Origin of the sequence: Schaalia sp. (assembly GCF_050312375.1) — a bacterium.
In the GTDB taxonomy this organism is placed as follows: domain Bacteria; phylum Actinomycetota; class Actinomycetes; order Actinomycetales; family Actinomycetaceae; genus Pauljensenia; species Pauljensenia hyovaginalis.
This window is the reverse complement of sequence record NZ_JBNOYB010000120.1, coordinates 60,712-84,031: the sequence shown is the minus strand read 5'-3', so window position 1 is coordinate 84,031 and position 23,320 is coordinate 60,712. Positions and strand designations below refer to the sequence as shown.

Here is a 23,320-nt window from a genome sequence, read left to right as displayed (position 1 = left end):
GCCCCGGACGATCAGAATCCGGGGATTCCCGCGGCCTTCCCGGAGGCGATCATGCCGTCGGCTTCGGTCGTGAGGAAGTCGGCGGCGCTCATCTGCCCGGCGACGAGCTGCTGGTAGGCGGCGATGAGATCCGATTCGGGTGCGGGGACGAGCGAGGCGTTGTCGATCGCGAGGGTCGACGCGCCCTTCTCGATGGCGGTGGCGATGTCGGTCATCGCCTTGGGGGCCTTCTCGGGGACGGTGACGTCGGTGAAGTTCGAGATTCCGGGTGCGGCGTCCATGAACTTCTGCGCGACCTCGGGCGAGGCGAGGTAGCTGAGGAAGGCCTTCGCGCCCTCGACGTTGGCGCTCGACTTGGCGATGTGCAGGCCGTCGGCGCCGGACAGGCCGAGCATGGTGCGCCCTTCGGCGCTCGGCAGCGGGAAGAAGCCGATCGAGGTCGCGGCGTCATCGGCCAGTCCGCTCATTTCGCCGATCGCCCAGGAGCCGTTGATGATCATCGCGGCGGAGCCGTCGACGACTGCCTTCAGCGATTCCTCGTAGGTGGCGGTGAGGACGTCCTCGTTGAGGAAGCCCTCCTTCGCCCAGGATTCGAGGGCGTTGTACTGGTCGGTGAGGGCGGGGATCTCGTCCCAGCGCATCTCGTTGGCGTTGAGCTTCGAGATCGCATCGCCGTCGAGGTTCATCAGGGGGTTGACGGAATTGCGGTGCTGGAGGAGGGTCCAGCCGTCCTTGCCCGCGAGGAAGAGCGGCGTCGTCCCCTTGGCCTTGAGGGCCTTCATGGCCTCGGTCATCTCCGTGAGGGAGGTCGGCACCGCGACGCCGGCTTCTTCGAAGACCTTCGTGTTGTAGAAGACGCCGAAGGTCGCGCCGGGCGTGGGCGAGGGGAAGGAGTAGATCTTCCCGTCGGATGCGGTGAGCGAAGCGACGCCGGCTTCGGTGAGGCGCTCGAGGAAGGGCTCGCCGGTCAGGTCGACCATGACGTTGGGGACGTCGAAGAGGGTGTAGGCGCCGGCGAAGATGTCGATGTCGGTTCCTCCGGCGAGGCGGGAACCGACGACCGAGTTGTAGTTCTCGTCGGGGATCGCCTGGAGGGTGACGGGTGATGCGGCATCGGCGTTGTAGGCGTCGACGGCCTCGGTGAGGACGGCGACATTCGCCCAGGACGTGGGGACGACGTAGACGAGGCCTCCGGCGCTCGAAGCGGAGCCGGATTCGGCGGCATCGCCGCCGCCTTGGCAGGCCGTAAGTCCGAGGGCGAGGGCGCCGGCTGCGCCGAACGCGATGGCGGTTCTCAGGGTGTTCATTCGTTCTCCTCGTTGAGTACTGAATCGTGTTGAGGTTTGCAGGGGATCGGGATCGCGATCGGGCTCGCGTTGACGAGGGCGTCGATCGTGGAGGGGGCGCCGAGCAGTCGGGTCTCGATCGCTTCGAGGCCGCGAAGGGCCGCGCCGAGGGCGGGGCCCCAGGAGCGCAGGGCCGCGACTTCGATCGCGAAGGAGGGGCCGGTCGGCAGTTCCTTGTCGAGCGCTGAGATCAGACGGTTGACGAGCATGGGGGAGCGGTGGGCGAGAGGGCCTCCGAGCACGATCTTGTCCGGGTCGATGCTCATGGCGAGGTAGGCGATCTGGGTGGCCGTGAGCGCGCAGAAGCCGTCGACCGACTCGAGGGCGCGCGCGTCGCCCTTTTCGGCGGCGAGGAGCGTTTCCAGGAAGCGGGGCCATGTGGTCCAATCCTCGGGGGCCGGCATCGAGGTCGAGGCGACCATGTTGAGCTCTCCGGCGAGTTCGCGCGCGCCTCGCCGGATGCGCCCGTCGAGGATGATCCCCGCCGCGACGCGGTACCACAGGAGAGCGTGGATCACGTCGAGGGCGTCCTGGGCGCATCCGATGCGGTGTTCGGCGTATGCGGCGGCTTTGAGGTCGTTCTCGAGGATGAGCGGCGCGGGCAGTCGTGAGGCGAAGTCGGAGTCGATGAGCGCGTTGCCGACGGGGAGGCGCCCGAGGCTGCCGCGCTGGTCGACCTGTGCGCCGATGGCCGCGCTGAACAGCGAGACGCGATCCGTCGGGGTGTCGGCTTCGTCGAGGAAGTCGTGCAGTTGCTCGATGAGGAGCCGGCTGCGATCGTCCGGGGCCGGAGGCGCGGGGAGTTCGCTAACCCGCGCCGCGCGCACCGTGCCGGCGAGGTCGACGAGCATGAAGCGGTGCTCGTGGAGGGAGATGTCCATTGCGACGAGGAGGGCGCCGGAGGCGTTGAGGGAGTAGGAGGCCGCTGGGCGCCCTCCCTGGGTCCCGACCCTCGCCTCCTCGCGGGTCGCGATCCCGGCGGTGACGAGGGCGTCGAGGTGGCTCTTGAGGGTCGGGCGCGACAGGCCGGTCGCCTCGGAGAGGAGGTGCAGGGGGAGGGAGGCGCCTTTGCGCAGCTCGGAGACGAGCTTCGCACGATTGGCCGCGCCGAGGTCGGCGAGGCGATCGTTGTGCGGGTTCGACGCTTCCATCGGCGACTCCTTCGTCCCGGTTATGAAAGGCTCTTTCATAACGAGAGCATAGTGTCTTTCCGATGGTTAGTAAAGGCCCTTTCATTACAGCTGTGTAACGGAGCGGGATCGGCGTGCCCGCGAACGGCTTCGCAGCCTACGGAGACGCGGATCCGCATCGATGGAGGAGATCGTGAATCGGGAGGTGCTCATCGGCCGCTTGCGGCCATCACTCCCGCTCCCTTCCTTCAAGCGCGCCGCTGCGCAATGCAATTCGCAGCGCAAGGATCTCGGCGATCAAGGCGGCGCTCGACACCACTGCGAGGGAACGGCTGAGGACATTCACCATCCCCTCATCGGGGCCGAAGAGCCAGACGAGGAAGGAGATTGCGAAGACCGTGAGACTGGCGGCGAGCCCGGAACAGTGCGCAATCTGCCTCCACCGCCAAGTGCGCGGTTCGGGCTCCTGAGCGGAATCCGGCTCCCGAGCGTCTAAGGCTTCGTACTGAATCTCACCTGCGGATTCGATATCCGCATTGGAAGATGCGATCGCGAACAACAACGCCAAGACGAGTGCGAATGACGCGCCCGTGAGAGACATGATGATCGCTCCCGCATTCAGCACTCCCTCAAGGAAGGCGAGCAGTATCGGAATGGAGATGAAAAAGCAGGCCTGAATCGTGAACATCGTGCGGGCGAAGCGAAATGTGCGGCGCACTTGGGCGGCGCCCTTTTCGGGGCTTGCGACGACAAGGCGTGCCATGAATGCGATGAGAGGAACAGTCAATACCGTCATTGCATTTGCGAGCATCGTCGGGTGGTTCAGGCCCGGGCCCCACTGAGCGTAGAGATCCTGCGTGACGGCGCGCAGAACGAACATGAAGCCGATAAGAAAGAGCGTTGATACCGCTGCCAGCGCTTTCAGTACGATCGTTTGAGGCGGCAACGCAAACCCCCTGTCATTGTGTCCCTTAACCCGTGATGCTCGGGTTCACAGTGCAGTAATCGTAATAAAATTCAGTCTTCGGAGCCCAAGGATTCAAACTGTCGGTTGCCCAGGTCGTCCCGACCTGTCCTGCATGCCAGGAATTGTTGTAGTAAAGAGCGTTTGATACCGCTCTTGAAAGGATGGCGCCGGAACGTTTGCGGGTGGCGGCATCGAGGGTGCTTTCCTCCACAGGACAGCGCGCCGGTTGGCGCGCCGTCTCCACCTGCAATAGGCTGAATCGCAAGGAAAGCGCCTGTCGGTGCCCATGATGAAGCGGAGGAACCGTGGCCCGTTTGACCGATGGAGCAGAACTGCTCAAGTGCTCCTTCTGCGGGAAGAGCCAGAAGCAGGTGCGCAAGCTCATCGGCGGTTCCGGCGTATACATCTGCGATGAATGCATCGAGCTGTGCAACGAGATCATCGAAGAGGAACTCGGGGACAAACCCCAGGAGAGCGAAGCGACGCCCCTGCCCAAGCCCCGGGAGATCAACGACTTCCTCGACTCCTGGGTCATCGGGCAGGACCGCGCCAAGCGCGCCCTCTCCGTCGCCGTCTACAACCACTACAAGCGCGTCCGCTCCCGCGAAGCCGGCAACGAGGAGGACATGCTCGGGACGAAATCGAACATCCTCCTCCTCGGCCCGACCGGCACCGGTAAGACGCACCTGGCGCGCTCACTCGCCCGACTCCTCAAGGTCCCCTTCGCGATCGTCGACGCCACTGCGCTGACCGAGGCCGGATACGTCGGCGAAGACGTGGAGAACATCCTCCTTCGCCTCATCCAGGAGGCCGACGGGGACATCAAGAAGGCCGAGCGGGGCATCATCTACGTCGATGAGATCGACAAGATCGGCCGCAAGGGCGAGAACGCCTCGATCACCCGCGATGTCTCCGGCGAGGGCGTCCAGCAGGCGCTCCTGAAGATCATCGAAGGGACCGTCGCCTCGGTCCCCCCGCAGGGCGGGCGCAAGCACCCCCACCAGCAGTTCCTCGAAATCGACACCTCCGGGATCCTCTTCATCGCGGCGGGCGCCTTCGCGGGGATCGAGGACATCGTCAAGGCGCGAATGGGGCGCCGTTCGACGGGATTCGGATCCGACCTGAAGTCCGATGCGGAGATGGGCGATCTCTACGAGTCCGTCACCCCGGAGGACCTCCACAAGTTCGGCATGATCCCGGAGTTCATCGGGCGCCTCCCGATCCTCACCTCGACGAAGGAGCTCACCGAGGAGGATCTCGTGCGCGTCCTCACCGAGCCCACCAATTCCCTCGTGCGCCAGTATCAGCATCTGTTCGATCTGGACGGCATCGACCTCGAATTCACCCACGAAGCCCTGCTCGCGATCGCCGCCCTCGCCAATACGCGGGGAACCGGGGCCCGCGGTCTCGCCTCGATCATGGAGATCACCCTGGCCGACCTCATGTTCGAACTGCCCAGCCGCGACGACGTCGCCCGAGTCGTCATCACGCGCGAATACGTCGCAGGGCAGGGCGACCCGGAACTGTACGCGGAACGCGCCAGCGGCGCACGCAGCGCCTGAACGGGAGGAAGGAGCAGACGATGAGCGCGACTCCCGGTGCCCGGGCGCCCCGTCCCGACGAGGATCTGCCCGTCGAACTCCTTGAAGCGCGCGCGACGATCGACAACATCGACGCGGCCCTCATTCACGTCCTCGCCGAGCGCTTCCGCTGCACGCAGCGCGTCGGGCACATCAAGGCCCGCCACGATCTGCCCCCCGCGGACCCGGCGCGCGAGGCCCGGCAGGTCGCCCGCCTGCGCGCCCTCGCCGAAGAATCGGGCCTCGATCCCGACTTCGCCGAGAAGTTCCTCGCCTTCATGGTCAAGGAAGTGATCCGCCACCACGAGGACATCAAAGCGGGTTACCGGGCGGATTCCTGAACCGGATCGCGAGGCGGACCCCGAGATCGCCCTGGAACCCCGAATTCGACCGAAGGAGCTTGAAACGGTGGCCGACCTCCCCGTCGTGCGCGCTTCACTGTCGGCGCGAGCCCCCTTCCACGCATCTGCGCCATCACCGATCCCGCCGAGCGGGCCCCTTCACGGGGATGGGGCCCGGACCGAGCGGAAGAAGCGGACCCCGGTGCTCGCACTGGCCTGCCTCGTCATCCTCGAACTCGTGGCGAGCACCGCACTGGGGCTGCTCGCCTGGAAGGAGCACCGTCTCAACATCGAGCTCGAACGCGAGATCAGCACCATCGGCGTCGTCGGGGAGAATGCCTGATGCGCCCCCGGATCTGCACGCCCTCGCTCCTGCTCGCCGCCCTCGCCCTGCTCATAGTGCCCCTCCTTGTCGCTTCGGCAGCCTGGCTGACCGCGGAGAAACAACGAGGGCGCGATCTCCACGATCTTCGCGAGGCGAAACTCGAAGAAGCGGCGCGGGAAGAAGCGCGTGTTCGCGCGGAACGGGAAGAGGCTACCTCTCAGATCTGCGCTTCCTTGAGCGCGTACGGATTCGATGACGTCTTCGATCTGGGACGGGCCTACGGGAACGCGGAGGGGGAGGTGCGAGCGATCGCGGATCGCGAGTGCAATGCCGCGTCGCTCATCGCGAAGAACAACGCTCTGCTCGATGCGCTGAGTGAGGGGATCGCCCTCGGCGACTGCGTGATCGAAGGATCTTCGGTGCGCGCAGGGCTCACGGTGCGCAATCCCGTCGACTATCCGATCGACGTCCGCCTGCACGTCGCGATCCTGTCCGGGGATCTGCTCATCGACGAGCAGGTCCTGGTCGAATCGGCAGTGCAAGCGGGTGAAGAACGCGCCGAAGCACTCGCCTTCCAGATCCTCGATCAGGGCGTGACGCACTGCCGCGTCACGCGATTGGCCGCGATCCCGAGCCGGTGAACGCCTGTGCTTGATGCGCGCCCGTCGAAGGACTAGCGTGCTTCGCAAGGATGCCGAGCTGCGCTCGATATCCGGGCCGCCAAGAATCAAATGAGTATCGGGGGGGGGATGACTCGCGTGACGGGTGATCTTCGAAAGGTCTCGACGAGTCTGTGGAAAATGGCTCTTCTCGTCTATGCCGTCTCCTTGGCGTCGAGAACGGTCCTCATGTCGGCCGTCTACGCGCCTGATCTGGAACGTTTCAGCCGGCCACTGGCGACGGTGCTTCAGTTCCTGGTGACGGAGCTGCAGGCGCTGACGCAGCCGATGCTGGTGACGGCGCTCGTCATCGGCGCCCTCGTCTGCCATCCGATTCTCTCGACGAGGGCTCCGGCGGGCGCTGGAACAGACGAGTGACTTGAAGAGGCGGGGCGCACGATACGGTCGGCGCCCCGCTTCGCTTCCATCTGCGCCGCGAAGGCCGGAGCGCCCGGGAAGCGGGCCGGCTCCCGCGGTCCGCCCTCAGTGCCCCGCTTCGACAGGGCCGCCGTACATCTCATCGATTTCGGTGGCGAAGCGCGTGAGGGCCTCTTTGCGCTTCACCTTGAGGGACGGCGTGAGCAGGCCGTTCGCTTCGGTGAAGTCGGTTGCGAGGACGGTGATCTTGCGGATCGACTCGGCGCGCGACACGTGCTCGTTCGCGCGCTCGACCGCCTTGTCGAGGGAGGCGAGCACCTCGATGTTCGTCGCCGCCTGCGCGACCGACATGGTCGGCAGGCCGTGGGCGGACAGCCACGCGGGCAGCATCTCCTCATCCAGGGTGATGAGCGCCGAGATGAAGGGGCGCTGATCGCCGACGACGAGGACCTGGGAGACGAGCGGGTGAGCGCGCAACTCGTTCTCCAAGGACGCGGGCGAGACGTTCTTGCCGCCCGCGGTCACGATGATCTCCTTCGCGCGGCCCGTGATCGAAAGATACCCGTCCCGGTCGAGCGACCCGAGATCGCCCGTGCGGAACCACCCGTCCTCGGTGAAGGCCGCCGCCGTCGCCTCCGGGTCGTTGTGGTATTCGACGAAGACGGAAGGGCCCTTGATGAGGACTTCCCCCTCCTCGGAGATCTTCACCGAAGTCGGCGGCAGCGGGGTGCCCACGGTCGCGATCTTCGCCAGACGCGGGGTGGAGACGGCGACCGGGCCGACGGTCTCCGTGAGCCCGTAGCCCTCAAGCACGGGGATGCCGAGGCCCCGGTAGAAATGCGCGAGCCAGGGGGCCAAAGGCGCTCCGCCGGAGATGATGTAGTCGGCATTCCCGCCGACCAGTTTGAGGATCGTCTGATAGACGAGCCTGTCGGCGAGCGCGCGCTGGGCCTTGAGGGAACGGGATGGGCCCTCGGGGGTGTCGAGGGCCTTCGAATACTCGATCGCCGTGCGCGCCGCCCAGCGGAACACCCGCTTCTTCGCTCCCGCGGAGGCCTTCGCGTCCGCGGAGTTGTAGATCTTCTCCAAGACGCGCGGGACGACGAGGAGGTAGCTCGGCTTGAAGGACGCCAGATCGGGAAGGAGGGATTTGATCGACGGCACGTGGCCGAGGACGCCCTCGCCCGACAGCTGGAAGACTTCGAGGAACCTCGCGAAGACGTGGGCGAGGGGGAGGAAGAGGAGGAGGCGCGACTCCGCGGACATCGCGATCTCCGGCATCCAGGCGTGCGAGTTCACGCACAGCTCGGTGAAGTTGCCGTGCGAGAGCACCGTGCCCTTCGGCCGGCCCGTCGTCCCCGAGGTGTAGACGATCGTCGCGATCGACGAGGTCGAAAGCCCGTTCGTCCGCGACGCGACTTCCGTGCGGGGCACGGCGCTGCCCTCGGCGACGATCGTGGCGAGCGCATCGGAATCGAGCGAGAGGACCCGCAGGCCGTCCCGACCGGCCCGTTGAGCGGCCGCCCGGACGAGCTCGGCCATCGTCACCGTCTCCGTCACGACGAAGTCGACGGCGGCGTCGGTGAGCACGAATGCGATCTGCTCGATCGAACTCGTCTCGTAGATCGGCACGGGCACGAGGCCTGCGGTCCAGCTCGCGTAGTCGAGGAGAGTCCACTCGTAGCGGGTGCGCGACATGATCGCGAGGCGGGCGCCCGGCTCGAGCCCGAGTCCGATGAGACCGGCGGCCACCTGCTGGACCTCCTCGTAGAAGGCCCGGGCCGAGATCGGGCGCCACGTGTCGGCGACGGGCTGCTTGCGCAGGATGAGCGGGCGGCGCGCCGAGCGCTTCACACGATCCTCGAGGAGACGAGGGATCGTCAGCGACTCGTCGATCCTCACGAGGACGGGGGCATGCCATTCCAAGGCCTTCGTCGCACCGCCCGAATCGATCGTCTCAGCGCCCTCGTCGATCGCGGCGCCGTCGGGCATGGCGTCGGTGATCGAAGGTGCGGCCGCCGGATCCTCAGCGCGGGACTCGTCCATCGTCGTTCCAATCCTTCGGGGGCAATCGCCCTTCACTTTAGACTTCGAGCGCCGAGGACGGCAGCGGCGACCGGCCGCGAGGAGCGCGAATGTCGTCTTCGCGACAGCCGAGCCGAAACGATCGGGACCCGCGGGACAAGGGCTACCCGGGAGCGAGCGAAGAAAGCGGGGCACCGGTCGGCACCGGTGCCCCGCGGACGGGTTCCAGGGGAGGATCAGCCCTTCTTCTTCGCCGGAGCCTCACCCAGCTCGAAGGAGGCGACGCGCGCGCCGATCTCGGGATCCGCCTCGCCCGACAGGGCGAGGAGATCGAAGGGGCCTTCGATCTTGGACGCCGCGGCGAGATCCGCGCGCACGGACTCGAGGGCGGCGAGCGAATCGGCGGGGGCCTCGAGCCTCACCGCGAGGAAGGGCGTGCGGGGGGAGACCTTCGCCTCGGACTTCACGCGGCGCAGGGCGATGAGGGTCGCCGAAGCCGTTGACAGGACCGCCGGGTCGCCGCCGACCGACTCGAGGGGGGCCGCGGTCGGCCACGCGGAACGGTGGATCGAGCCCGTCCGGTACCAGCTCCACACCTCCTCGGTGACGTAGGGGAGGTAGGGGGCGAGCAGACGGATGACATTGTCGATGACGAGCGCGAGCGCCGCCCTCGCGGAGGCAGCCTCGTCCTCGGACCACTTGCCGTCGCGGTTGTAGGCGCGCTCCTTGACCAGCTCGAGGTAGTCGTCGCAGAAGGTCCAGAAGAAGGACTCGGTGACCTCGAGCGCGCGCGAATGATCGTAGGAGGCGAGGGCCTGCGAGGCCGCCTCGATGACGCGCCGGAGCTCGGCGATGACGGAACGATCGAGGTCCGCCGTGACGCGGGCGGGATCGAGGTCGAGATCCGCGCCCTCGCCGCCCATGGTGAGGGCGAACTTCGAGGCGTTGAGGACCTTGATCGCCAGCCTGCGGCCGATCTTCATCTGCTGCTCGTCGAAGGTCGCATCCAGGCCCAGGCGCGCCGAGGCCGCCCAGTAGCGGACCGCGTCCGAACCGTACTTCTCGAGCAGGCCCATCGGCGTGACGACATTGCCCTTCGACTTCGACATCTTCTTGTGATCCGGATCGAGGATCCAGCCGGAGATGCCCGCGTGCTTCCAGGGCAGCGCGCCGAACTCGAGGTTCGCCCGCACGACGGTCGAGAACAGCCAGGTGCGGATGATGTCCTGGCCCTGAGGGCGCAGATCCATCGGATAGGTGCGCGAGAAGAGGTCCTCGTCGACGAGCCAGCCGCAGGCGAGCTCGGGCGACAGGGACGAGGTCGCCCAGGTGTCCATGATGTCGAGCTCCCCGACGAAGCCGCCGGCCTGCCCGCGCTGCTCCTCCGTGTAGCCCTCGGGCACGTCGCTCGAAGGATCCACGGGCAGCGCCTCGAAGGAGGGCGTGATGACCTTCGAGTAGTCGACTTCGCCGTTCGCATCGACCTCGTACCACAGCGGGAAGGGGACGCCGAAGAAGCGCTGGCGCGAGACGAGCCAATCGTTGTTCAGGCCCGTCACCCAGTTCTCGTAGCGCACGCGCATGAAGTCCGGATGGAACTCGAGGTCGCGGCCGCGCCCGACGAGCTCGGCGTTGAGGTCCGCCCCGGAAGCGGGGTTCGTCCAGGCCTTGCCGCCATTGCGGATGTACCACTGGCGCGAAGTGACGATCTCGAGCGGCTTGTCGCCCTTCTCGAAGAAGTTCGTCTGACGGACGGTCTTGACCGGCTCACCGCTCATCTCGCCCGACTCGCGGAGCATCTCGACGAGGGCCTCGCGGGCCGAGTGGGTCGTCTTGCCCGCGATCGCCTCGAAGGCGGCGACGCCGGCGGGGGTCGTGATCCACTCGGGCACATCGGCCTGGATGCGCCCGTCCTTGCGCAGGATCGCGCGCAGGGGAAGGCCGAGGTCGCGCCACCAATCGATATCGGTCGTGTCGCCGAAGGTGCAGCACATCGCGATGCCGGCCCCCTTGTCCATCTCGGCGGCCGGATGGGCGAGGACCGGGACCTCGACGCCGAAGACCGGCGATGCGACGGTCGTGCCGAAGAGCGGCTTGTAGCGCTCGTCATCGGGATGGGCGACGAGGGCGACGCAGGCACCGAGCAGCTCCGGACGAGTCGTCTCGATGTAGACGTCGACGCCGTTCTCGATCGGCGCCCCGGCCTCGGCGGCCGTCGCCGCTGCCGCCGGATCGGTGATGTGGAAGGCGAGGCGGTGGTAGAAGCCCGGGTATTCGCGCGACTCGAGCTCGGCCTGTGCGACCGCCGTCTGGAAGGTGATGTCCCACAGGCCGGGCGCCTCGGACTGGTAGGCCTCGCCGCGCTCGAGGTTCTTGAGGAAGGCGGCCTGGGCGATCTTCCGCGCCTTCGCGCCGATGGTCTGGTAGTTCTGCGTCCAGTCGACGGAAAGACCGAGGTAGCGCCAGAGCGCTTCGAACTGGGCCTCGTCCTCGACCGTGAGGCGCTCGCACAGCTCCACGAAGTTCTTGCGCGAGATCGGGAGTTGATCGCGCGCCTTGATCGACTTGCCCTCACCGCCCTCGTGCGGCGGGGTGAAATCTTCGACGTAGGGCAGGGTCGGGTCGACGCGCACACCGTAGTAGTTCTGGACGCGGCGCTCGGTCGGCAGGCCGTTGTCGTCCCAGCCCATCGGGTAGAACACGGCCTTGCCCGTCATGCGCTGGTAGCGCGCCACGACGTCGGTGTGCGTGTAGGAGAAGACGTGGCCGACGTGCAGGGAACCCGAAACGGTCGGCGGAGGCGTGTCGATCGAGTAGACCTCCTCGCGGACGGCGCTCCGGTCGAAGGCGTAGGTGCCCTCCTTCTCCCAGAGCTCCCCCCACTTGGCCTCCAGGCCCTCGGCGCCGACGCGGTCGGGCGCATTCGGGGCGGGAACGCGGGTCGGGGTGGTGTCGGGACGCTCGCCCATGTGTGTTGTCTCCATCCGAGTCGTGGACATGTACCCGCCCAGCGTAGTCACCGCGCGCCCCGGCGACAAAGACGGCGCTTGCGGCCGCCCGGGCCGGTCGCCTGCGCGGCCCCGTGCCGGGATCAGAGGACCATCGCGGCGATCCACCCGCCGATGAGCAGCGGGATGTTGTAGTGGAGGAAGGTCGGGATCACGGTGTCGCGCATGTGGTCGTGCTGGCCGTCCACGTTCAGCCCGGTGGTCGGCCCGAGCGTCGAATCCGAAGCGGGCGAGCCGGCATCGCCGAGCGCGCCGGCGGTGCCGATGAGGGCGACGGTCGCCATCGGCGAGAAGCCGAGCGCCGCGCACAGGGGCACGTAGATCGCCGAGATGATCGGGAGGGTGGAGAAGGACGAGCCGATGCCCATCGTGATGATGAGGCCGACGACGAGCATCGCGAAGGCGGCGAGGAGCTTCGAACCGGAGAAGAGGCTCGCCGTGTCCTTGACGAGCGGCTCGATCGCGCCCGAGGCGTTGAGGACCGAGGCGTAGCCCTGAGCGGAGATCATGATGAGGCCGATGAGGGACATCATCTTCATGCCGCCCGAGAAGACGTCATCGGCCTGCTGCCACGGCACCACCCGGAATGCGAGCAGCACCGTGAGGCCGACGACCGCTCCGATGAGCAGGGGGTCCGCGTTCGAGTCGGCGATCGTGAGCCACGTCTGGATGACGAAGCAGATGATGATCGCGGCGAGCGCCGCCCACACCTTCTTCGTGTCGATGCTCTCGATCGGGCGCGTGTACTCCGACGCCGCCGCCCCGTACTCGCGGGGCCCGCGGTAGGAGACGAAGGAGAGGATGAGGCCGACCAGCATGGAGGCGGCGGGGATCGCCATCGCGAGGACCGGATTCACGCCCGTGAGATCCATTCCCGCCTTCTCGATGTTCGCGAAGAGGATGTCGTGGAGGTAGATCCGCCCGAAGCCGATCGGGAGGAACATGTAGGCCGTGACGATGCCGAAGGTGATCGAGGTCGCGATGATGCGCCGGTCGAGCTTGAGTTCGTTGAGGATCCCGAGGATCGGCGGGACGATCAGCGGGATGAAGGCGATGTGGATCGGGATGAGGTTCTGGCTCATCACGCCCATCGCGACGACGCCGCCGATGATTCCCCACTTCGTCGCGCGGCGCACGTGCTCGCCCGTCGATTCGTCGGCCTTCGACATCTTCGAGATCAGCCAGTTCGCGAGGAGCTGGGGCAGCCCCGAATGGGCCACCGCCATCGCGAAGGCGCCGAGCAGCGCGTAGGACAGTGCGATCTTCGCGCCGCCCGCGAGGCCCTCCTGGAATGCGACCATCGTGCCTTCCAGGCCCATCTGAGCGGTCAGGCCCGCGACCAGCGCGGCGATGAAGAGCGAGATGACGACGTGGACGCGCGCGACGGAGAGGGCGAGCATCACGACGACGGAGATGACGACGGCGTTCATGAAGATCCTGTGCGTGGGGGAGTGATGGTGACGAGGGGAAGCGATGCGGGCCGGGTTCAGGCCAGTTCGGCGTCGCGCTCGACCGCCGCATCGACGGCCGCGACCAATGAGGTCGAAAGCCCGTGGGCCTCGGCGGCGAGCAGGCCCGCGATCGTCGTGCCGCCCGGCGAGGTCACCTGATCGATGAGCTGAGCGGGGACGAGGCCGCGGCTGGCGGCATCCGCGACGAGATCTGCCGAGCCCGAAAGGGCCTGGGCCGCGATCGCCACGGCCGTGTCCTTGGGCAGGCCGTGCTTGACGCCCGCGCGGGCCAGGGCGTCGATGATCTGGAAGACCCATGCGGGCGAGCAGCCCGCGAGCGCGGAGAAGACCGGGAAGTCCTTCTCCTGGATCCGCACGGAACGGCCGACCGCGTTCATGAGGCGTTCAACGGCCTGAATCTGCTCCTCGGAGGCGTTCGCGGCGCAGATCCCCGACATCGATCGGCCGATCTGCGCATTGACGTTCGGCATGACGCGGATCAGAGGAACGGCGGCGCCGAAATCGGCGAGGATCGCATCGAGGGTCCGGCCCGCCGCCAGCGAGACGACGCACATCTCGGGCCGTTCTCGCACGATGTGCGCGATCCTTTCGATCACGGCGCGCTGGGCGTGGGGCTTGACGCCGAGGACCAGCAGGTCGGCCCGGTGGGCGAGCGACCCGTTCGAGCGCGCGACCTCGCCGCCGACCTCCTCGGCGAGGGCCGGGGCGTGCACGCCGTGCGCGTCGGTGAAGAGGAAATCCGAAGCGTTCATGCCGGCTGCGACGGCGCCGCGGGCGATGGCGGCGACCATCGATCCTGCGCCGATGAATCCGATGCGCATTGAGCGTCCTAACGTTGGAGAGGGGCGGGGTTGAAGTGACAGTAGCGCTTCGGCGTCTCCCGTCACCGCGCGGTCCGCATCGAGGAAGTGATGATGCCGGGCCCGTGACGGAATGCCGGGGTTCGAGGGTCTAACGCCTGCGGTTGCCGAAGATGGAGCGCGTGATCTCCCGTCCCGCGGTCCGCAGGACCTGACCGACCACGCTTTCCACCTGCTTGGCGCGGCGTTCGGCGGCGCGCCGCCTGGCCGCCTCCTCCTTCTCCCTTTCGCGCGCGGCTTCCTTCGCGGCGCGCTCGAGGGCCTTCTCGGCCTCCCGCGCAGCCCTCTCCTCGGCCTTGGCCCGTTCGGCCGCCTCCTTCTCGGCGGCGATCCGCGCCTCCTCCTCGGCCTTCTCCCGTGCCGCTCGGGCCTCGGTCTCGGCCTTGCGCGCGGCCAGCTTCTCCTCGGCGGATTCGGGGTTGACCGCCTGGGCGTACTTCGCGTGCAGCGGCGATGACGCGGTCACGAGGGCGAGGGCGGGAGGCGATGCCGGGCCCATGACGGAGGCGGGGGCCCACAGGGAGGTCGGGGCCACAGGAGTGGGACGGCCGTCCTCGCCGAGGACGGTGACGACCGCTTGACCCGTGCCGAGGGTCGTGAGGACTTCGTCGAGGGCGAGGCCGGTCTCGGGGAAGGTGTCCACGGTCGCCTTGAGCTTCTTGAGATCATCCGGGGTGATCGCGCGCAGACCGTGCTGGATGCGCGAACCGAGCTGGGCGAGCACGTCCGCGGGGATGTCCTTCGGGGTCTGGGTGACGAAGACGACGCCGACGCCCTTGGAGCGGATGAGACGGACGGTCTGGACGACCTGACGGGTGAATTCCTTCGTCGCGTCGGCGAAGAGGAGGTGGGCCTCGTCGAAGAAGAAGACGAGCCGGGGCTTGTCGAGATCGCCGACTTCGGGGAGGGAGGAGAACAGGTCGGCGAGCATCCACATGATGACCGCCGAGACGAGGGCGGGGCGCTGGGAGATGTCGCCGACGCCGAGCAGGGAGATGACGCCGCGCCCGTCGGGCGCGGCCCGCAGCAGGTCCTGAGTGTCGAAACCCGGGTCGCCGAAGAAGGCGTCGGCGCCCTGGGATTCCAGTGCCGTGAGGGTGCGCAGGATGACTCCCGCCGTCGCCTTGGAGACGCCTCCGATGGAGTCGAGCTCGCTCGCCCCCTCCTTCGAGGTGAGGAAGGTGATGACCGCGCGGAGGTCGGCCAGGTCGATGAGCTCGAGCCCTTCGGCGTCCGCCCAGGAGAAGATGAGCTGGAGCGCCTGCTCCTGAGTCGTGTTGAGCGAGAGGGCGCGCGCCAGGAGGATCGGGCCGAAGTCGGAGATCCGGGCCCTGATCGGCGTCCCGTCGAACTGGGTGGTCGCACCGCCGAGCGAGAGGAGGTCGATCGGGAAGGCGCGGCCGGCCCAATCCTGACCGTTCGCCGAAGTCCGGGACGAGAGCTTGTTCGAGGGGGCGCCCGCTTCGCCCAGTCCGGTCAGATCCCCCTTCACATCGCACAGGAGGACCGAGGTTCCTGCTGAGGAGAGGGATTCCGCGAGGAGCTGGAGGGTGCGGGTCTTGCCCGTGCCCGTCGCGCCCGCCACGAGCAGGTGACGATTCATCATCGCGAAGGGGATGCGCGTGAGGACCCCGGGCACCCGCTGCTCGCCGTCGAGCAGGGTTCCCAGGACGATCGAGGGGTTCTCGAAGGCGTAGGCGGCCCGGATGGAGTCCGCGAAAGGCGAGGTCGGGGCCGTGGCGGGAACCGGAGCTGCGGCTGGGGCCTCGCTCGCGGGCGCGGGCTCCTCGGAGGGGGAAAGCCCCGTCGGGGAGGGGGATCCGGCCGCGAGGCGCGCCTTCAGGGCCTCCGCCTGGGCGCGCGCCGCCGCGGCCTCGGCCTGGGCGGCCCGGGCTTCGGCCTGCGCCAGCTGGGCCTTCAGGGCTTCGATGTCGTCGCTCATAGTGTCCTCGTCTTCCGGGCAGCGCCGCTTGTCGCACCCATCGTATCGACAGGCGCCGGCGTTTCGGGCGGAACGCCCGGAAGGGAGGGGGCGAGGCCTCACCTCATCCACAGTCCCGACGGGATCCATGCGCTTGCACACCCGCTCCGATGCGCACGCGTCCCGCGCCCCCGGCGCACCTAGTCTTCGCTCATGGATCTCAAGACGCGCCTGCGCCTGCACCGCCTCACGCGCGCCGTCTACCTGCCGGAGTCCGAACGCCCGCCGAGCGCCCCCAGGCCCGCCCTCCTCCTGCCGTCGAGGTGGTCCGCCCTCGTCCTCGTCTGCGCGATGGGCCTGCTGGGCGTGATCGGATTGTCGAGGACGATCGGCGCCGACGCGCACGGCGTCGAAGACGAGGCGGCCGCGAGCGCCCAGTCCGCCCCCGAGCCGATCGAAGCGAGCGGATCCGGGCAGTCGCAGGCCCCTCCCGAGCAGCGGGGGCTCCTCGTCCACGTCGCGGGTGCCGTATCCGCTCCCGGAGTCGTGCGATTGACGCCGGGCGCACGGGCGATCGACGCGATCGAAGCCGCGGGCGGCCCCCTGCCCGATTCCGACCTCGACGCCCTCAACCTCGCGGCCCCCATCGCAGACGGGGTGAGGCTCTACGTCCCCCGTCTCGACGAGCAGGCGCAGGACGCCGAAGCCGACGGTTCCGGCGGCGCCCTCGCGGCGGAGCAATCCGCCTGCGTCGACCTCAACACGGCTGACGCCTCAGCGCTGCAAACGCTCGACGGCATCGGCCCGGCCCTCGCCGAGAGGATCCTCGCCTTCCGACGATCCTCCGGGCCCTTCGCCTCCCTCGAGGATCTGGACGCCGTGCCCGGCATCGGCCCGGCATTGCTCTCCCGCATCGCGCCCGGTGTCTGCTCATGACCGGGGCGAGGCGGATGCCGGACGTGGACGACCTCCGTCTGCTCCCGGTGGCCCTCGCCGCCTGGGCCGGCGCGTGGTGGGGGACGGGCGGAGGGAGGGCCCCGCTCGTCCTCATCATCGTCGCCCTCCTCATCGCGGCTCTCGCTCTTGCTCGGCTCATCTCGAAGAGGCCCGGGCCCGCGCCCCTCCATGCGAGAAGCCCGCGGGGCTCGCTCGGAGCGGGGCTCCTCGTCGTCGCCCTCGCCCTCGCCGTCGCCGCGGGGATCGGAGGCGCGCATCGACGGGCCTTCGACGCCTCCGAAGCGGTGCGGGCAGCACGCTCCGGCGCGCTCGTGAGCGTGACGGCGCGCCTCGAGGAGGACCCGGTTCCCGTGAAGGCCCGATCCGGGGTCTCGCGCTCGAGGGCGCGGGCGCAGGTGCTTGAAACGGGTCAGGGCGGGCCCGCGGGCGTCTACGTCCGCATCGTCGTAATGGGCGGGCTCGCCGATGCGCGGCGAGGGGACACAGTGGAGGCGCGAGGAGTCCTCGACCCCTCGTATCCCCAGGGGCCGCCGACCGCCGGCCTGCTGAAGGACGAGCGCGTCGCGATCACCGCGCGGCCCGGCGGATGGCGGGGCTCGGTGCGACACCTGCGCGAGCGGCTCGTCGAGGCCTGCGCCGGCCTCGAGGAGCAGGGACGGGCGCTGGTGCCGGGGATGGCGATCGGCGACGATCGCGCGATGGGCCCCGAGCTCCGAAAGGCGTTCCGGACGGCGTCCTTGACACACCTGACGGCCGTGTCGGGATCCCACTTGGCGATCGTGCTGGGCGTCGCCCCCTACCTGCTGCCGAGGTCGCGAAGGGGCCGCATCCTCGGGATGGGGGCCCTCCTCGTCGTCTTCGTCGCGATCGTCGGGCCGACTCCCGCAGTGCTGCGGGCGGCCCTGTCGTCGGGGAGCGCGCTCCTGGGAGCCCTCATCGGGAGGAACGGGCAGGGCGCCGCGACCCTGGGGGCGGTGGTCACGGGAATGCTCCTCATCGACCCGTGGTGCTCGAGGGACTTCGGCTTCGCGCTTTCAGCCGCCGCCACCTTCGGCGTGCTCATCCCCGCCAGGGCGTGGCTGCGATCGGGGTGGAAGCGGCTGCGCGATGACGCGCCGCTCGGCCGCGTCCTGGCCAGGCTCCTCGCTTTGATCGCGGTGCCCGCGTGGTGCGCGATCATGACCTCCCCGATCCTGCTTGCGATGAATCCCGAGCTTCCCGTCTACGCGGTTCCGGCGAATCTCGTGGCCGCGCCCGCCGTCGCGCCCGCGACCCTCCTCGCCCTGGGAAGCGCCCTTCTCGCTCCCCTCTGGATGCCCGGGGCGGTGCTTCTCGCCCGGGCTTCGAGCGTGTGCACGGCCTGGATCGCCGCGACGGCGCGGAGCGTCGCGGATCTGCCCGGTGCGCGATTCGAAGCGAGCGGGGCCCGGCTCGTCCTCCTCGGGGCGTTGGCCGTGCTCTTCGCATTCCTGCTCGTCCGGTGCCGCGGGCGAGCGCGGGCCTCGACGAAGAAGGGCCTCGGGGCGCCGCGCCACGCCCTCAGCGCCTCGTGGCGGCCTTCATCCGGGAGACGAAGGCGACGAGATCCCTGCGCGCCGATTCGAAGCGCTCTACCTCATCCTCGTCCCCGGTCCCCGCGCTCACGAGGGCGCCCGAGTGCTCCTCGACGATCTTCACGACCGCTGAACCGCAGATCGCGCCGGCGGCGCCCGCATTGATCGCCGCCCTCACGTGCTCGGGCGTGGAGATGCCGAAGCCGAGCATGACGGGAGCGGCGGCCTCCTGGCCCAGGCGCCTCACGGACCGGGCGAGCCCGACGGTCGAGGCGGCGCTCTCCGTGCCCGTGACTCCCGCCCGGGAGACCGCGTACACGTATCCGCGCGATGCCGAGGCGACGGCGTCCAGGGCCTCGTCCGATGCCGAGGGCGGTGCGATGTACACCGGATCGATCCCGGCCGCCCGGGCCGCGCGCGAGAAGTCCGAGCCCTCGCGGATCGGGACATCGGGGAGCAGCACCGAGTCGATCCCGGCATCGGCGCAGGCGGCGTAGAAATCCTCGACTCCCACGGCGAAGGGGACGTTCCCGTACACGAGCACGCCGATCGGCAGCTCGGGGTGGCGCTCGCGGACGTGCTCGACGACCTCCAAGCAGGCGGCGAGGCCCGCGCCGCCCGCGAGGGCGCGCAGGTGAGAGCCTTGGATCGTCGGGCCGTCGGCGACCGGGTCGGAGAAGGGGACGCCGAGCTCGAGGGCGTCGGCACCGCCTTCGATGAGCGCCTCGATGATCGCTTCGGACATGCCGAGGCTCGGATCGCCGATCATGACGAAGGGGACGAAGGCGCCGGAGCCCTCCTCCTCGAGGCGCGCGAACATCTTCGCGTACCGGCTCATGCCCGGGCCCGCCCTTCCCTCTCGCCTGCGCTGCGGCCCGCCGAGCGCGCCAGCCCCAGGTACTCGTTCCGCTTCCCCATGTCCTCGACCATCCGCGCCGCCCTCGCGACCGCGCCATCCTCGCTGAAGGACCCGCCGAGCCGGACGCGGACCTGGTCGAGGTCCTTATCGCCTCTGCCCGATAGGCACACGAGGAGCGTCGGCGTCGGCGCATCGGGGGGCGTGCGCCGCGCGATCTTCAGCGCGTGGGCGAGGGCGTGCGAGGACTCGAGGGCCGGGATGATCCCCTCCCAGCGCGACAGGAGGATGAAGGCCTCGACGGCCTCCTCATCGGTGATCCCGACGTAGGAGGCGCGCCCGGTGTCCGCCAGGTGGGCGTGCTCAGGGCCGACTCCCGGATAATCGAGTCCGGCGGACACCGAGAAGGACTCCTCGATCTGCCCCTCCTCGGTGCGCATGAGGTACGAGCGCGCCCCGTGGAGGATCCCGACCCTGCCCGCGTTGATGGGGGCCCCGTGACGGCCCGAGTCGAGCCCCTCGCCCGCGGGTTCGACGCCGATGAGGCCCACGGACTCGTCCCCGATGAACTCCGAGAAGGCCCCGATGGCGTTCGATCCTCCACCCACGCAGGCGATGACCTGATCGGGCAGGCGCCCGGTGAGCGCGAGGACTTGAGCGCGCGCCTCCCTGGAGATCACCCGATGGAATTCGTGAACGATCGTGGGGAAGGGATGGGCGCCGGCGGCGGTGCCCAGAAGGTAATGGGTCGTGGCGAAGGAGGCCGTCCAATCCCGCAGCGCCTCGTTGACCGCGTCCTTGAGGGTGCCCGCGCCCGAGGCGACCGGAACGACGCGCGCCCCCATGAGCTCCATGCGCTCGACGTTCGCGGCCTGGCGGACGACATCGGTCGCCCCCATGTAGATCGTGCATTCGAGTCCGAGCAGGGCGCACACCATGGCCGTCGCGGTGCCGTGCTGGCCCGCGCCGGTTTCGGCGATGATGCGGGTCTTGCCCATGCGCCTGGCGAGCAGCGCCTGCCCGAGCACCTGGTTGCCCTTGTGAGCGCCGCCGTGGACGAGGTCCTCGCGTTTGAGGAGGATGCGCGCATTGCCCTCGAGCGGGAGGTTCCTCAATTCGGTGACCGGGGTGGGGCGCCCGAGGTAGCGCTTCATGAAGTCGTCGAGTTCGGCGAGGAAGCCCGGGTCCGCCATCGCCTCGATGTAGGCGTCCTCGAGCTGATCGAGAGCGGGGATGAGGAGCTCGGGGACGAACTGCCCGCCGTAGGGGCCGAAGTAGGCGGGCAGGCGGGGATGGCGATGATCCTCGTGCGCGCGTCTGCTCTCCCGCCCGGCGCTCGTCGTACGCGGCGAAGGGGCCCGGGACCCGCTGAGGGGGACGGCTTCGACGAAGGAGGCTGCGAGCGCTGCGGGATCGGCCGCTGCGCAGAGGGAGGAGCCGATGAGGAGGGCGTCGACGAGGCCGGCGAGTCGCGCGACGTCGGCGGGCGCGGACACTCCGGATTCGGCGACGAGGACCGCGCCGGAGGGGGCGAGGGGGGCGAAGGCCTCGGTCCGAGCGATATCGGTGTCGAGGGTGCGAAGATCCCGGTTGTTGATCCCGATGATCCGCGCCTCCAGGCGCGCCGCCCTGTACATCTCCTCGGGCGTGGAGACTTCGGTGAGAACGTCCATGCCGAGCGCAGCGGCGAGGCCCGCGAGCTCGATGTACGCCTCGTCGGGCACGATCGACAGCATGAGGAGGATCGCGTCCGCGCCGAGGTGGCGCGCGATGAGGACCTGAAGGGGGTCGACGATGAAGTCCTTGGCGAGGATCGGCAGATCCACGGCGGCCCGCACGGCTCGGAGATCCTCGAAGGAGCCGTTGAAGCGATCGGGTTCGGTCAGGACCGAGATCGCCGCGGCATGCGGCGCGTAGCTCGCGGCCAGGGCCGCGGGATCGTAGTCGGAGCGGATCGTCCCCAGCGAGGGCGAGGCCGATTTGCATTCGAGGATGAGCGCGGGCCGACCGGTGCGTCCCGGTCCGCTGCGCGTGCGCAGGGCCTCCTCGAAGGACCGGCTCGAAGCTTCGAGGGCGTCGGGGCTGAGGCGCCCGAAGCGCTCGCGGATCTCGGGCAGGCGCGAGCGCCGCAGGGCGACGATGTCGTCGAGGACGGTGCCCGTGCGGATGAGGCGGGTCTCGACGGGCGCGAGGGGCGGGCGATCGGCGATGCTCATGCGACGCGTCCTTCCGCGATGCTCCGGGAGTTCTTGGCGAGGCCGTCGAGGTAGTCGGCGACGCGCCCCGACGCGAGCTGGTCGAGTGCGGCCTGCGTGCCCTCGGCGAGCGAGTCGACGCGGCCGACGAGATAGAGCAGGGCGCCGGCGTTGACGCCGATCGATTCGCGCTGCCCGTCGCTGCCGCGTCCTTCGAAGACCGCTCTGAGGATTCTCGCGTTCTCAGCGGGATCACCGCCGAGGAGTTCGGCCAGCGGACGCGTCTTCACCCCGAGGTCTTCCGGCGAGACCTCGAAGCGCCTGACGCCCTCGGGAGTCACTTCGCGGACGCTCGTCGTTCCATGAAGGGTGATCTCGTCGAGGCCGAGGCCGTTGACGACCAGGGCGCGCTCGCGGCCGAGACGGTGGAGCGTCTGGGCGATCATGTCGAGGAGTTTCGGTTCCGCGACCCCCATGAGCTGGTAGGAGATGTCTGCGGGGTTGATGAGGGGGCCGAGGATGTTGAAGATCGTCGGGCTGGCCAGCGCGGTGCGCACGGGGGCGACGAAGCGCATTGCGGGGTGGTAGGCCTGGGCGAAGAGGAAGGCGAATCCGTCGTTCTCGAGCGTCCGGGCGGCCTGTTCGGGGGTGAGATCGAGGGGCAGGCCGAGTTCGGCGATGACATCTGCGGCACCGGTCTTGGAGGAGACCGCCCGGTTCCCGTGCTTGGCGACGGCGAGCCCCATCGAGGCCGCGGTGAGGCCTGCGCCGGTGGAGATGTTGATCGTCCCGACACCGTCGCCCCCGGTGCCGACGATCTCGACGAGCGGGCGTGAGGCCTTCGGGAAGGGGCGCGCGGCCGCCCTGAAGGCGTCGGCGGCGCCGGCGAGCTCCGTCGCGGTTTCACCGCGCGCGTGCAGTCCCGCGAGGAGCGCGGCGGTCTCGAGGTCCGTGAGGAGTCCTGCTCCGAGGGCGGAGAAGACCGCGCGGGTCGAGTCGTAGTCCAGTCGTTCCCCGCGGATGACGGAATGGACGATGCTGCGGGCGGTTTGGGTTTCAGTGGTGCTGTCCGTGTTCATCTTGATCTCCCGGGTCGGGTTCGCGGAGCCTCGGCCCCGCTCTGGGCGAGTTCTTCGGTGAGGGCCGTGAGCAGTGCAGGGCCCTGGGGTGTGAGGAGCGATTCGGGGTGGAACTGGAGTCCGAGGGCCGGGAGTCGGCGGTGGCGGGCGGCCATGACCACTCCGGGGCCGGCCGGGTCCTCGGGAGGCGTCCGGGCGAGCGGGACGAGCGCCGCCGGGAGTCGACGGGTCCCGAGCGAGTGGTAGCGCGCGACGTGCAGGGGCTCGTGGAGCTGGGAGAGGACGGGATCGGCTCGTCCCTCCTCGGTGAGCTCCACTCGGGTGGACTTCCCGTGGACGGGGCTGATGCGGGCGACTGCGCCCGCGCATGCGGTGACGAGCGCCTGGAAGCCCAAGCAGATGCCCAGGGTCGGGATGGCGCGTGAGAGCGCCGCGTCGAGGAGCTCCATGAGGCATCCGGCTTCTGCGGGATGACCGGGTCCGGGGGAGAGGACGAGGATCGGACGGTCCCGGCCCGTTCCGTCGTCGTGAGGGGGCGCGAGGGCGTCGAGGATCCTCCCGGCTTCGAGGGTGTTGCGGTACACCTCGATCGAAGCGCCCGAGGAGGCGAATTGGTCGACGAGGTTGTAGACGAAGGAATCGCGATTGTCGAGCAGGACGACGCGCAC

The 23,320-nt window shown here is 68.9% G+C and carries 18 protein-coding genes and 1 pseudogene; 7 read left to right on the top strand and 12 right to left on the bottom strand.

The genetic code is table 11. The features are described 5' to 3' along the window. Positions 1 to 11: 11 nt before the first annotated feature. The 3 genes from ACQY7V_RS09925 to ACQY7V_RS09915 all read right to left on the bottom strand — a co-directional run bounded on the left by ACQY7V_RS09925 (position 12) and on the right by ACQY7V_RS09915 (position 3,356). Positions 12 to 1,307, bottom strand: a complete 1,296-nt coding sequence (locus ACQY7V_RS09925) for an ABC transporter substrate-binding protein (RefSeq protein ID WP_428640079.1) — start codon at positions 1,305 to 1,307, stop codon at positions 12 to 14. Continuing rightward, positions 1,304 to 2,497: an ROK family protein gene (locus tag ACQY7V_RS09920; protein ID WP_428640077.1), complete on the bottom strand. Its 1,194-nt coding sequence runs from the start codon at positions 2,495 to 2,497 to the stop codon at positions 1,304 to 1,306. Before ACQY7V_RS09920 ends, ACQY7V_RS09925 begins: the two co-directional genes overlap by 4 nt. A 208-nt stretch (positions 2,498 to 2,705) precedes the next feature. Further along, positions 2,706 to 3,356: a hypothetical protein gene (locus tag ACQY7V_RS09915; RefSeq protein WP_428640075.1), complete on the bottom strand. Its 651-nt coding sequence runs from the start codon at positions 3,354 to 3,356 to the stop codon at positions 2,706 to 2,708. A 392-nt stretch (positions 3,357 to 3,748) separates the two neighbouring features. Between ACQY7V_RS09915 and clpX the strand changes: the two genes are divergently transcribed. From clpX to ACQY7V_RS09890, 5 genes are all read left to right on the top strand, one after another. Further along, entirely contained in the window at positions 3,749 to 5,005 is a 1,257-nt protein-coding gene (gene clpX / locus ACQY7V_RS09910) for an ATP-dependent Clp protease ATP-binding subunit ClpX (RefSeq protein WP_184453114.1), read from the top strand. A 20-nt stretch (positions 5,006 to 5,025) separates the two neighbouring features. Next, positions 5,026 to 5,364: a chorismate mutase gene (locus ACQY7V_RS09905; protein WP_154477184.1), complete on the top strand. Its 339-nt coding sequence runs from the start codon at positions 5,026 to 5,028 to the stop codon at positions 5,362 to 5,364. Positions 5,365 to 5,431: 67 nt separating this feature from the next. After that, positions 5,432 to 5,707 (top strand): hypothetical protein, encoded by a 276-nt coding sequence (locus ACQY7V_RS09900; protein WP_428640073.1) that lies wholly within the window; start codon positions 5,432 to 5,434, stop codon positions 5,705 to 5,707. Then, entirely contained in the window at positions 5,707 to 6,330 is a 624-nt protein-coding gene (locus ACQY7V_RS09895; RefSeq protein WP_428640071.1) for a hypothetical protein, read from the top strand. Before ACQY7V_RS09900 ends, ACQY7V_RS09895 begins: the two co-directional genes overlap by 1 nt. A gap of 159 nt (positions 6,331 to 6,489) precedes the next feature. Then, positions 6,490 to 6,726, top strand: a complete 237-nt coding sequence (locus ACQY7V_RS09890) for a hypothetical protein (protein WP_235361148.1) — start codon at positions 6,490 to 6,492, stop codon at positions 6,724 to 6,726. Between the two features lie 105 nt (positions 6,727 to 6,831). Here the strand turns inward: ACQY7V_RS09890 and ACQY7V_RS09885 are convergent, their stop codons facing one another. The 5 genes from ACQY7V_RS09885 to ACQY7V_RS09865 all read right to left on the bottom strand — a co-directional run bounded on the left by ACQY7V_RS09885 (position 6,832) and on the right by ACQY7V_RS09865 (position 16,033). Next, a complete protein-coding gene (locus ACQY7V_RS09885) occupies positions 6,832 to 8,718 on the bottom strand; it encodes an AMP-dependent synthetase/ligase (RefSeq protein ID WP_235361189.1) in 1,887 nt (628 codons plus the stop codon). 269 nt (positions 8,719 to 8,987) lie between these two features. Further along, complete coding sequence (gene valS, locus ACQY7V_RS09880) at positions 8,988 to 11,720, bottom strand: valine--tRNA ligase (RefSeq protein WP_235361147.1); 2,733 nt, start codon at positions 11,718 to 11,720, stop codon at positions 8,988 to 8,990. Between the two features lie 122 nt (positions 11,721 to 11,842). After that, entirely contained in the window at positions 11,843 to 13,189 is a 1,347-nt protein-coding gene (locus tag ACQY7V_RS09875; RefSeq protein WP_428640069.1) for a Na+/H+ antiporter family protein, read from the bottom strand. A 56-nt stretch (positions 13,190 to 13,245) separates the two neighbouring features. Further along, complete coding sequence (gene proC / locus ACQY7V_RS09870) at positions 13,246 to 14,052, bottom strand: pyrroline-5-carboxylate reductase (RefSeq protein ID WP_303772763.1); 807 nt, start codon at positions 14,050 to 14,052, stop codon at positions 13,246 to 13,248. Positions 14,053 to 14,182: 130 nt separating this feature from the next. Further along, complete coding sequence (locus ACQY7V_RS09865; RefSeq protein WP_428640067.1) at positions 14,183 to 16,033, bottom strand: helicase HerA-like domain-containing protein; 1,851 nt, start codon at positions 16,031 to 16,033, stop codon at positions 14,183 to 14,185. Positions 16,034 to 16,225: 192 nt separating this feature from the next. Between ACQY7V_RS09865 and ACQY7V_RS09860 the strand changes: the two genes are divergently transcribed. Both ACQY7V_RS09860 and ACQY7V_RS09855 read left to right on the top strand, forming a co-directional pair. Beyond that, complete coding sequence (locus ACQY7V_RS09860) at positions 16,226 to 16,948, top strand: ComEA family DNA-binding protein (protein ID WP_320835771.1); 723 nt, start codon at positions 16,226 to 16,228, stop codon at positions 16,946 to 16,948. After that, positions 16,945 to 18,435, top strand: a pseudogene (locus ACQY7V_RS09855) (ComEC/Rec2 family competence protein); the annotation flags it as partial. The gene ACQY7V_RS09860 and the pseudogene ACQY7V_RS09855, both read left to right, overlap by 4 nt. A 73-nt stretch (positions 18,436 to 18,508) precedes the next feature. On the opposite strand, the gene trpA reads toward ACQY7V_RS09855, so the two are convergent. From trpA to ACQY7V_RS09835, 4 genes are read right to left on the bottom strand one after another with little or no spacing between them, the layout of a single operon-like run. Then, on the bottom strand, positions 18,509 to 19,360 hold the full coding sequence (gene trpA, locus ACQY7V_RS09850; RefSeq protein WP_428640065.1) for a tryptophan synthase subunit alpha: 852 nt from the start codon (positions 19,358 to 19,360) through the stop codon (positions 18,509 to 18,511). Then, positions 19,357 to 21,594 (bottom strand): tryptophan synthase subunit beta, encoded by a 2,238-nt coding sequence (gene trpB / locus ACQY7V_RS09845; protein ID WP_320835773.1) that lies wholly within the window; start codon positions 21,592 to 21,594, stop codon positions 19,357 to 19,359. Before trpB ends, trpA begins: the two co-directional genes overlap by 4 nt. Further along, on the bottom strand, positions 21,591 to 22,652 hold the full coding sequence (trpD, locus tag ACQY7V_RS09840; RefSeq protein WP_154477211.1) for an anthranilate phosphoribosyltransferase: 1,062 nt from the start codon (positions 22,650 to 22,652) through the stop codon (positions 21,591 to 21,593). The genes trpB and trpD overlap by 4 nt, the downstream gene beginning before the upstream one ends. Then, complete coding sequence (locus tag ACQY7V_RS09835) at positions 22,649 to 23,320, bottom strand: anthranilate synthase component II (protein ID WP_235361140.1); 672 nt, start codon at positions 23,318 to 23,320, stop codon at positions 22,649 to 22,651. Before ACQY7V_RS09835 ends, trpD begins: the two co-directional genes overlap by 4 nt.

What these genes read in the sequence shown, in the direction of transcription:
- ACQY7V_RS09925 (WP_428640079.1), bottom strand. Translation starts at nt 1,307, where the DNA reads ATGAACACCCTGAGAACCGCCATCGCGTTCGGCGCAGCCGGCGCCCTC.
- ACQY7V_RS09920 (WP_428640077.1), bottom strand. Translation starts at nt 2,497, where the DNA reads ATGGAAGCGTCGAACCCGCACAACGATCGCCTCGCCGACCTCGGCGCG.
- ACQY7V_RS09915 (WP_428640075.1), bottom strand. Translation starts at nt 3,356, where the DNA reads ATGTTCGTTCTGCGCGCCGTCACGCAGGATCTCTACGCTCAGTGGGGC.
- ACQY7V_RS09905 (WP_154477184.1), top strand. Translation starts at nt 5,026, where the DNA reads ATGAGCGCGACTCCCGGTGCCCGGGCGCCCCGTCCCGACGAGGATCTG.
- ACQY7V_RS09895 (WP_428640071.1), top strand. Translation starts at nt 5,707, where the DNA reads ATGCGCCCCCGGATCTGCACGCCCTCGCTCCTGCTCGCCGCCCTCGCC.
- ACQY7V_RS09890 (WP_235361148.1), top strand. Translation starts at nt 6,490, where the DNA reads ATGGCTCTTCTCGTCTATGCCGTCTCCTTGGCGTCGAGAACGGTCCTC.
- ACQY7V_RS09885 (WP_235361189.1), bottom strand. Translation starts at nt 8,718, where the DNA reads ATGCCCGACGGCGCCGCGATCGACGAGGGCGCTGAGACGATCGATTCG.
- valS (WP_235361147.1), bottom strand. Translation starts at nt 11,720, where the DNA reads ATGGGCGAGCGTCCCGACACCACCCCGACCCGCGTTCCCGCCCCGAAT.
- ACQY7V_RS09875 (WP_428640069.1), bottom strand. Translation starts at nt 13,189, where the DNA reads ATGAACGCCGTCGTCATCTCCGTCGTCGTGATGCTCGCCCTCTCCGTC.
- proC (WP_303772763.1), bottom strand. Translation starts at nt 14,052, where the DNA reads ATGCGCATCGGATTCATCGGCGCAGGATCGATGGTCGCCGCCATCGCC.
- ACQY7V_RS09865 (WP_428640067.1), bottom strand. Translation starts at nt 16,033, where the DNA reads ATGAGCGACGACATCGAAGCCCTGAAGGCCCAGCTGGCGCAGGCCGAA.
- ACQY7V_RS09860 (WP_320835771.1), top strand. Translation starts at nt 16,226, where the DNA reads ATGGATCTCAAGACGCGCCTGCGCCTGCACCGCCTCACGCGCGCCGTC.
- trpA (WP_428640065.1), bottom strand. Translation starts at nt 19,360, where the DNA reads ATGAGCCGGTACGCGAAGATGTTCGCGCGCCTCGAGGAGGAGGGCTCC.
- trpB (WP_320835773.1), bottom strand. Translation starts at nt 21,594, where the DNA reads ATGAGCATCGCCGATCGCCCGCCCCTCGCGCCCGTCGAGACCCGCCTC.
- trpD (WP_154477211.1), bottom strand. Translation starts at nt 22,652, where the DNA reads ATGAACACGGACAGCACCACTGAAACCCAAACCGCCCGCAGCATCGTC.